Here is a 7,917-nt window from a genome sequence, read left to right as displayed (position 1 = left end):
GAGAGGCGCTTTGGCCTGGCTCATGCTTGTTGTTCGAGGGCGGAAACTCAGTCAACTGTTCGAGCTTTGAGCCAAAGCGGGAAGAGTGGACAGCAGCTTGGCTCCCACACGTGCTTAGGGCACCGCGACCCGTCAGCTTGCTGTCGACCCCTCTCACCTTTGACTTTATCCTGTCTTAAGACACAAGCGAGCCCGCTCGCGATGGCGGGGTGTCTGAAACGGTGATGTCGGCTGTGCCGGCGCCTTCGCGAGCAGGTTCGCTCCCACAGGGGTTTGGGGTGGGGGCGGGAGCGATGTTCAGTCCTCGAACCCGACCTGTTCATGGATTTCATCGACCTTGAGCTCCAACCGGTAGGCCACGGCGATGAACAACGCCTGGCACAGGCACAGCGTGGCGCTCAGCGAGCGGAAGGCGAACGAGCTGCCTTCGTTCACCAGCAGCACCGCGTTGGCCCGCTTGGCCAGGGGCGACAGGTTGCTGTCGGTGATGATCAGCGTCTTGGCCTGGTGGTGTTGGGCGATGCGCAGGCAGTGCTGGGTTTCCTTGCCGTAGGGCGTGAAGCTGATGGCGATGACCAGGTCGTTGGCCCGCACGCTGCGCATCTGCTCGCGGTAGCTGCCCCCCAGGCCGGACACCAGGTGGATGCGCTTGTTGGTGTGTTGCAGGTTGTAGACCAGGTAGTCGGCCACCGCGAACGAACGACGCACGCCCACCACGTAGATGTTGTCGGCGTTGACCACCAGGTCCACGGCTTTTTCGAAGGCCTGGTCGTCCAGCTCCAGCCCCAGGCGCTCGATGCCCGACAGGGTGGCGTTGATGCATTCGCGGGCCAGGTCGCCGCCACTGGCTTTCTGCGACTTGTTGGCGATCATGCTACGGATGCGCTGCTGGTAGTTCTGCACCGGCGTGGTCTTGTGGGTGTACGCCTCGCGGAACAGCGCCTGCATTTCGCTGAACCCGCTGAAGCCGAAGCGCTGGGAAAAGCGCACGATGGCCGAGGGGTGCACTTCGCATTCCCGGGCGATGTCGCTGATGCGGTCGACCATGATCCGGTCGCTCTGCTGGCTCATGTAGCTGGCGATGCGCTTGAGCTGGCGCGGCAGGCTTTCGTACTCCTCGGTAATCAGTTGCAGCAGGCGCTCGGCATTGATCGGAGGGCTCGGGAGCGTGGCGTCTGGCGCGCGCTCGGCAGGCACCGGCAGATCATCGGGGCGGGTCATAGGAAATCCTTCTGGCTTTGTTCTCATAGGGCGGCCGTCACGCACCGGCCCTTCGACAATAGGTTGGCTGGTCGCAGTCTACAGCGTAGGCGCTGGGAAAATCATGGGCAGGGCAACGCGGGTGGCGCTGCTGAAACGATGCACTGCGCCAGGTTCGGTCCGGCCATAGCGTATTGGAAAAAATATTCCACGTAAAAAATTTATAGAATAATTATTGATTGTTGCCCGTTGCTCGTTTTAGTCTGCATCCACCAAGAGCGTTGGCGCCGGTCCCGGCAGCCTGCGCAGGCTGATAAAAATAACAGGAGCCAGCATGGGCCAGACTCGTTTTGCCAGTGGGCGTCAATTGGATGTGATCTGCCTGGGGCGCCTGGGCGTCGACCTCTACGCGCAGCAAGTCGGCGCGCCCCTGGAAGATGTCAGCAGTTTCGCCAAGTACCTGGGTGGCTCATCGGCCAACATCGCCTTCGGCACCGCGCGCCTGGGGCTCAAGTCGGCGATGCTGAGCCGGGTGGGCGACGACCACATGGGGCGCTTTTTGGTGCAATCCCTGGCGCGCGAAGGCTGCGATGTCAGCGCCATCAAGACCGACCCCGAACGCCTGACGGCAATGGTCCTGCTGGGGATCAAGGACCGCGAGACGTTCCCCCTGGTGTTCTACCGCGAGAATTGCGCCGACATGGCGCTACGGGCCGAAGACGTCGACGAGGCTTTCATCGCCTCCAGCAAGGCCCTGCTGATCACCGGCACGCATTTCTCCACCGACGGCGTCTACCAGGCCAGCCTCCGGGCCTTGGACTATGCGCAAAAGCATCAGGTCCAGCGCATCCTCGACATCGATTACCGGCCAGTGCTCTGGGGCCTGACCGGCAAGGCCGATGGGCAGACCCGGTTTGTCGCCGACCAGAGCGTCAGCCAGCATGTGCAAGGCATTCTGCCGCGCTTCGACCTGATCGTCGGCACCGAGGAAGAATTCCTGATTGCCGGCGGCAGCGAGGATTTGCTCACGGCCCTGCGCACCGTGCGCTCGCTGACGGCGGCGACGCTGGTGGTCAAGCTCGGCCCGCAAGGCTGCACGGTGATCCACGGCGCGATCCCGGCCCGGTTGGAGAATGGCGTGCTGTACCCGGGCGTTCGGGTCGAAGTCCTCAACGTGCTGGGCGCCGGCGATGCGTTCATGTCGGGGTTCCTCGCCGGTTGGCTGGAGGACGCCAGTGACGAGCGCTGCTGCCAGTTGGCCAATGCCTGCGGTGGCCTGGTGGTGTCGCGCCATGCCTGCGCCCCGGCGATGCCGACCCGGGCCGAGCTCGACTACCTGTTCAGCAGCCCGGTGCCGATCACCCGGCCGGACCAGGACGTCGTGCTGCAACGCCTGCACCAGGTCAGCGTACCGCGCAAGGCCTGGAAACAGCTGTTCATCTTCGCCTTCGACCACCGCGGGCAATTGGTGGAACTGGCGCAGAAGGGCGGTCGCGACCTGAGCAGCATCGGCGCACTCAAGCAACTGTTCATCCAGGCGGTGGAACGGGTCGAAGCCGACTTGCGACGCCAGGGCGTCGAGGCCGATGTTGGCCTGCTGGCCGACCAGCGGTTTGGCCAGGATTCGCTGAACGCGGCGACCGGGCGCGGTTGGTGGGTCGCGCGGCCGGTGGAGGTCCAGGGTTCGCGCCCGCTGGCTTTCGAGCATGGGCGTTCCATCGGCAGCAACCTGATCACCTGGCCGCAGGAACAGATCATCAAGTGCCTGGTGCAATTCCACCCCGACGACGAACCGCTGCTGCGCCTCGAACAGGAGGCGCAGCTGATGGGGCTGTACCAGGCGTCCCAGGCCAGCGGCCATGAGTTGCTGCTGGAAGTGATCCCGCCGAAGGATCATCCGTCGCCGCACCCGGACGTGCTGTACCGCGCCCTCAAGCGCCTCTACAACCTGGGCATCTACCCGGCGTGGTGGAAGATCGAGGCCCAGGGCGCGCAGGAATGGGAGCAACTCGACGCGCTGATCCAACAGCGCGACCCGTATTGCCGCGGCGTGGTCCTGCTGGGCCTCAACGCCCCGGCCGCGGCGCTGGCCGACGGCTTCCGCCAGGCCAGCCAGAGCCGCACCTGCCGCGGGTTTGCCGTGGGGCGCACGATCTTCCAGGAACCGAGCCGGGCCTGGATGGCGGGCGAGATCGATGATGAAACGCTGATCCGGCAGGTTCAGGACCGGTTCGTGGAGTTGATCGAGGCGTGGCGTGCGGCTCGGGCTTGACGCGGTGCAAGGCTTTTATGGTGCTGTTGTGGCGAGGGGATTTATCCCCGCTGGGTCGCGAGGCGACCCCCTAAGGGTTGAATGCAATTTTCCTGGCACACCCGGTTGCCGGGTTTGGGGCTGCTTCGCAGCCCAGCGGGGATAAATCCCCTCGCCACAGGAAGTATTCCAAACGGTGTTCGATATTCAGCTTGAAAAACAATAAAAGGTGCAGCCATGCCCGCTATTCGAATTGGCATCAACCCGATCTCCTGGAGCAATGACGACCTGCCGTCCCTGGGTGGCGAGACGCCGTTGGACACGGCGCTGAGCGAAGGCCAGTCCATCGGCTACGAAGGGTTCGAGCTCAACGGCAAGTTTCCCAAGGACGCCAAGGGCGTCGGCGATGTGTTGCGTCCCTATGGCCTGGCGCTGGTCTCCGGCTGGTATTCCGGGCGCCTGGCCCGGCGTTCGGCGGCCGAGGAAATCGACGCCATTGCCAGCCATGTCGAGTTGCTGGCACAGAACGGCGCCACGGTGCTGGTGTACGGCGAAGTGGCCGACGCCATCCAGGGCCAGCGTATCCCCTTGGTCGAGCGGCCGCGTTTTCATACCGACGAGGCGTGGCAAGCCTACGCCGACAAGCTCACCGAACTGGCCCGGTTCACCCTGTCCCGGGGTGTGCGCCTGGGGTATCACCACCACATGGGCGCCTATGTCGAGTCGCCCTCGGACATCGACAAGCTGATGGCCCTGACCGGCAGCGAAGTGGGCCTGTTGTTCGATTCGGGCCACTGCTACATGGGCGGCGGCGAACCGTTGCAAGTGCTGCGCAAGCACATCGAGCGCATCTGCCATGTGCATTTCAAGGACGTGCGCAAACCGGTGGTGCAACTGGCCCGCAACCACCTCTGGAGTTTTCCCGACTGCATCATCAACGGCACCTTCACCGTGCCGGGGGATGGCGACATCGATTTCGCCGCCTTGCTGGATGTGCTGCTGGCCGCCGGTTACCAAGGCTGGCTGGTGGTGGAAGCCGAACAGGATCCCGCCGTCGCGCCGAGCTACGCCTACGCCAAGAAAGGCTACGAGACTCTGCGCGCGTTGTTGCAGGAAAGGAGTGTGTCATGAGCCTGTTGATCAAGAGCCACACCAGCGGCCGGACGATGGTCGAGTTGCCTGCCGGCGCGCTGGAATACGTCGGCTTCGCTGCCTATCGCCTGAGCCTGGGCGAAACCCTGGCGGTGGCGGCCGATGACAAGGAATTGTGCCTGGTGCTGCTCAGCGGGCGCATCGGCCTCAAGGGCGAGGCGCCGGGGCAGGGTGCGTTCGACTGGGACAACCTGGGCGATCGCCAGTCGGTGTTCGAGGACAAGTCGCCCTACGCCGCGTACCTGCCGCCCGGCAGCCAGGCCCAGGTCAGCGCCTTGAGCGACGCGCAGGTCGCCGTGTGTGCCGCGCCCGGGGTGGGCGGCGACCACTACGGCCCCCGGCTGATCCGCCCCGACAGCATGAAACGCAGCGTGCGCGGCAAGGGTGCCAACACCCGCTATGTCTGCGACATCCTGCCGGACAGCGAGCCGGCGCATTCGCTGCTGGTGGTGGAAGTGCGCACGCCATCGGGACATTCTTCGAGCTACCCGCCCCACAAGCACGACACCGACGACCTGCCGCACCAGAGCTTCCTGGAGGAAACCTACTACCACCAGCTCAACCCGGCCCAGGGTTTCGTGTTCCAGCGGGTCTACACCGACGACCGCAGCATCGACCAGGCCATGGCCGTGGAAAACCACGACCTGGTGGTGGTGCCCAAGGGTTACCACCCGGTCAGCGTGCCCTACGGGTACGAGTCGTATTACCTGAACGTCATGGCCGGGCCCAAGCGCGTCTGGCAGTTCCATAACGACCCGCAGCACAGTTGGCTGCTGGACCTCTGAATCGCCCCCTTTCCACGGAGAACAGGAACAATGAGCGACGCCCCGGTAGTAGGCCATTACCTCAACGGCCACGTGCAGGACCGCGACAGCACGCGGTTCGGCAATGTCTTCAACCCGGCCACCGGCGCGGTGCAGGCCCGGGTGGCCCTGGCCGAGCCGGGCACCGTCGACGCGGCAGTGGCCTCGGCGCTGGCGGCGTTCCCGGCCTGGTCCGAGCAGTCGTCGTTGCGTCGTTCGCGGGTGATGTTCAAGTTCAAGGAGTTGCTCGATCGCCATCACGACGAGTTGGCGGCGATCATCAGCCGGGAACACGGCAAGGTCTTGTCCGACGCCCATGGCGAAGTCACCCGCGGCATCGAGATCGTCGAGTACGCCTGCGGAGCCCCCAGCCTGCTGAAGACCGATTTCAGCGACAACATCGGCGGCGGCATCGACAACTGGAACCTGCGCCAGCCCCTGGGTGTGTGCGCCGGTATCACACCGTTCAATTTCCCGGTGATGGTGCCGTTGTGGATGATTCCCCTGGCGCTGGTCGCCGGTAACTGCTTCATCCTCAAGCCTTCGGAGCGGGACCCGTCCGCCAGCCTGTTGATGGCTCGCCTGCTGACCGAAGCCGGCTTGCCGGACGGCGTGTTCAACGTCGTCCAGGGCGACAAGGTGGCGGTGGACGCGCTGTTGCAGCACCCGGACATCGAAGCGATTTCCTTTGTCGGTTCCACGCCCATCGCCGAGTACATCCACCGGCAGGGCACGGCGCATGGCAAGCGGGTGCAGGCCCTGGGCGGGGCGAAGAACCACATGATCGTCATGCCCGACGCCGACCTCGACCAGGCGGCGGATGCGTTGATTGGTGCCGCCTACGGCTCGGCCGGTGAACGCTGCATGGCAATTTCCATTGCCGTGGCGGTGGGGGATGTGGGCGACGAACTGATCGCCAAGCTGTTGCCTCGTATTGACCAGTTGAAGATCGGCAACGGCCAGCAACCCGGCACCGACATGGGGCCGTTGGTGACCGCCGAGCACAAGGCCAAGGTGGAAGGTTTCATCGACGCCGGCGTGGCCGAGGGCGCTCGCCTGATCGTCGATGGCCGTGGGTTCAGCGTGCCGGGGGCCGAGCAGGGGTTCTTCGTCGGGGCGACGCTGTTCGACCAGGTCACCACCGAGATGAGCCTCTACCAGCAAGAGATCTTCGGCCCGGTGCTGGGGATCGTCCGCGTACCGGATTTCGCCACCGCAGTGGCCCTGATCAACGCCCACGAGTTCGGCAACGGCGTCTCTTGCTTCACCCGTGACGGCGGCATCGCCCGGGCATTCGCCCGCAGCATCAAGGTCGGCATGGTCGGCATCAACGTGCCGATCCCGGTGCCCATGGCCTGGCATTCGTTCGGTGGCTGGAAGCGCTCGCTGTTTGGCGACCACCATGCCTATGGCGAAGAAGGGCTGCGGTTCTACAGCCGCTACAAGAGCGTGATGCAGCGTTGGCCCGACAGCATTGCCAAGGGCCCTGAATTCAGCATGCCGACTGCCCAATAACCCTGTTTTTTTACGAATGCCGGAGGGATAACAACAATGAACAAGCCCCTGCGTTTCGCCTTGAACCGAATGGTCGCTCCGCGCCTGTCGCTACCGGCCTTCATCGACCTGGCGCTGGCGTTGAAGAGCGACGCCATCGAGATCCGCAACGACCTCAAGGGCGTCGAGATCGAAGACGGCATGCCGCCTGCCCAGGTGCGTGCGCTGTGCGAGGAACGGGGCGTCAAGGTGCTGTCGATCAATGCCCTTTACCCCTTCGATGTGTGGAACGACGAACGCCGTGCCCAAGCCGTGCGGCTGGCGGACTATGCCCGCGAGTGCGGCGCCGAAGGGCTGGTGATGTGCCCGCTCAACGACCGCGCCGACCCGCGCAGCGAAGCCGAACGCGCGGCCGACCTGCACACCGCCCTGGGGGCGCTGGCGCCGATCCTGCGGGCCTTCGGCATCTACGGTTTCATCGAGCCGTTGGGGTTCGAAGAATGTTCGTTGCGACACAAGGGCGTGGCGGTGGCGGCGATTCAGGCAACCGGCGGGCTGGATGTGTTCCGCCTGGTGCACGACACCTTCCATCATCACCTGGCGGGCGAGCAGGTGTTCTTCCCCGAGCTGACCGGCCTGGTGCACATCTCCGGCGTCGAGGACGCCCAATTGCCATTGGCGACGATCCGCGACGGCCACCGGGTGCTGGTGGGCGCGGCCGACATCCTCGGCAACGCCGCGCAGATCGAAGCGCTGCGGGCCGGGGGGTATGAGGGCTACCTGTCGTTCGAGCCGTTTGCCGAAAGTATTCATGAACTGGCCGACATCCGCCAGGCGCTGGGGGCGAGCATGAGCCATTTGCAACGCTGCCAGGCCTGACCTGATTGTCGGCCTGATAAAGAATTCAATGTGGGAGCGGGGGGGGGGGGGGGGGGGGGGGGGGGGGGGGGGGGGGGCGGGGGGGGGGGGGGGGCGGGGGGGGGGGGGGGGGCGGGGCGCCGCGGCGCCGCGGGGGGG

General features: G+C 65.0%; 6 protein-coding genes. 5 read left to right on the top strand and 1 reads right to left on the bottom strand.

Annotated features, from left to right (window positions below; all coding sequences use genetic code 11):
• Nucleotides 1-297: 297 nt before the first annotated feature.
• Nucleotides 298-1,221 carry a MurR/RpiR family transcriptional regulator gene (locus Q6A48_RS25585; protein ID WP_304557254.1) on the bottom strand — a complete coding sequence of 308 codons (924 nt, stop codon included), beginning with the start codon at nt 1,219-1,221 and terminating at the stop codon, nt 298-300.
• Nucleotides 1,222-1,534: 313 nt separating this feature from the next.
• On the opposite strand from Q6A48_RS25585, the gene Q6A48_RS25580 reads away from it, so the two are divergent.
• The 5 genes from Q6A48_RS25580 to Q6A48_RS25560 all read left to right on the top strand — a co-directional run bounded on the left by Q6A48_RS25580 (nt 1,535) and on the right by Q6A48_RS25560 (nt 7,779).
• Nucleotides 1,535-3,472 carry a bifunctional 5-dehydro-2-deoxygluconokinase/5-dehydro-2-deoxyphosphogluconate aldolase gene (locus Q6A48_RS25580; RefSeq protein ID WP_304557253.1) on the top strand — a complete coding sequence of 646 codons (1,938 nt, stop codon included), beginning with the start codon at nt 1,535-1,537 and terminating at the stop codon, nt 3,470-3,472.
• 216 nt (nt 3,473-3,688) lie between these two features.
• On the top strand, nt 3,689-4,582 hold the full coding sequence (gene iolE, locus Q6A48_RS25575; protein ID WP_304557252.1) for a myo-inosose-2 dehydratase: 894 nt from the start codon (nt 3,689-3,691) through the stop codon (nt 4,580-4,582).
• Complete coding sequence (gene iolB / locus Q6A48_RS25570; RefSeq protein ID WP_304557251.1) at nt 4,579-5,388, top strand: 5-deoxy-glucuronate isomerase; 810 nt, start codon at nt 4,579-4,581, stop codon at nt 5,386-5,388. The genes iolE and iolB overlap by 4 nt, the downstream gene beginning before the upstream one ends.
• A gap of 30 nt (nt 5,389-5,418) precedes the next feature.
• The gene (locus Q6A48_RS25565; RefSeq protein ID WP_304557250.1) at nt 5,419-6,921 is read left to right on the top strand and encodes a CoA-acylating methylmalonate-semialdehyde dehydrogenase; all 1,503 of its coding nucleotides are present in this window, start codon (nt 5,419-5,421) and stop codon (nt 6,919-6,921) included.
• A 36-nt stretch (nt 6,922-6,957) separates the two neighbouring features.
• Nucleotides 6,958-7,779 carry a TIM barrel protein gene (locus Q6A48_RS25560; RefSeq protein ID WP_304557249.1) on the top strand — a complete coding sequence of 274 codons (822 nt, stop codon included), beginning with the start codon at nt 6,958-6,960 and terminating at the stop codon, nt 7,777-7,779.
• Nucleotides 7,780-7,917: the final 138 nt, after the last annotated feature.

The sequence above is a fragment of the Pseudomonas citrullilanati genome, assembly GCF_030580855.1.
GTDB lineage: Bacteria > Pseudomonadota > Gammaproteobacteria > Pseudomonadales > Pseudomonadaceae > Aquipseudomonas > Aquipseudomonas citrulli.
Note: the sequence above shows the minus strand (reverse complement) of the source record. Positions and strands in the feature narration are given on the sequence as shown.

What these genes read in the sequence shown, in the direction of transcription:
- Q6A48_RS25565 (WP_304557250.1), top strand. Translation starts at nt 5,419, where the DNA reads ATGAGCGACGCCCCGGTAGTAGGCCATTACCTCAACGGCCACGTGCAG.
- Q6A48_RS25585 (WP_304557254.1), bottom strand. Translation starts at nt 1,221, where the DNA reads ATGACCCGCCCCGATGATCTGCCGGTGCCTGCCGAGCGCGCGCCAGAC.
- iolB (WP_304557251.1), top strand. Translation starts at nt 4,579, where the DNA reads ATGAGCCTGTTGATCAAGAGCCACACCAGCGGCCGGACGATGGTCGAG.
- iolE (WP_304557252.1), top strand. Translation starts at nt 3,689, where the DNA reads ATGCCCGCTATTCGAATTGGCATCAACCCGATCTCCTGGAGCAATGAC.
- Q6A48_RS25580 (WP_304557253.1), top strand. Translation starts at nt 1,535, where the DNA reads ATGGGCCAGACTCGTTTTGCCAGTGGGCGTCAATTGGATGTGATCTGC.
- Q6A48_RS25560 (WP_304557249.1), top strand. Translation starts at nt 6,958, where the DNA reads ATGAACAAGCCCCTGCGTTTCGCCTTGAACCGAATGGTCGCTCCGCGC.